The 838-nt window shown below is 69.5% G+C and carries 1 protein-coding gene; it reads left to right on the plus strand.

Going from position 1 to position 838, the window contains the following annotated elements:
* A partial coding sequence (locus P1P70_RS45220; protein ID WP_319248386.1) for a L,D-transpeptidase family protein occupies positions 1 to 639 on the plus strand: 639 nt, incomplete at its 5' end.
* Positions 640 to 838: the final 199 nt, after the last annotated feature.

The raw sequence follows: 838 nt of genomic DNA on the forward strand, positions 1-838 counted from the left end.
CCCCCCGCCCCCGTTCTCTGGTCCCAGGGCGACGAGGGGCTGGACGTACGCGAGTTGCAGGCGCGGCTGCGACAGGTCGCCTGGCTCTTCGCGGGGCCCACGGGCACGTACGACGAGCTGACGGTCCAGGCGGTCAAGGGCTTCCAGGGCAAGCGGGGGCTGCCGCGGACCGGGAAGACGGACAGCGTGACCTGGGCGCGGCTGCTGAACATGACACGGGAGCCCGGCAAGTGGGACCTGTACGCCTACGGCGGGCAGCCGGCCGCGTCACCCGACCCGCGCTGCATGACGGGACGCGTGCTGTGCATCAGCAAGACGAGCCGCACATTGCGCTGGATGGTGGACGGCAGGACGCTGACGACGGTCGAGGTGCGCTTCGGCTCGGAGTACACCCCGACCCGCGAGGGCGTCTTCAGCGTCTACTTCAAGTCCCGCGACCACTGGTCGACCCTGTACGACACCCCGATGCCGTACGCGATGTTCTTCAGCGGCGGCCAGGCCGTCCACTACTCCTCCGACTTCGCGGCCCGTGGGTACTACGGGGCCTCGCACGGCTGCGTCAACGTCCGGGACGAGGCCGCGATCGCGCGACTGTTCGATCAGGTCAGGAACGGCGACAAGGTCGTCGTGTACTGGTGACCGACGACTGGCGCCCGACGGGCGGTGGCCGGTGACCGGCGGGCAGTGCGCTGGTGACCGACGGGCGGTGGCTGGTGACTGGCAGACAGTGCGCTGATGCCGGACGAGCGACACCGAAAGAATTGTGATGTGCGTCACATGACGCATAGCGGGAGGACGTCCGGCGCGTCAGGGGGAGTACGGGGTCACGGGGGACCAC

The sequence above is a fragment of the Streptomyces sp. MB09-02B genome, assembly GCF_033794485.1.
Lineage (GTDB): Bacteria > Actinomycetota > Actinomycetes > Streptomycetales > Streptomycetaceae > Streptomyces.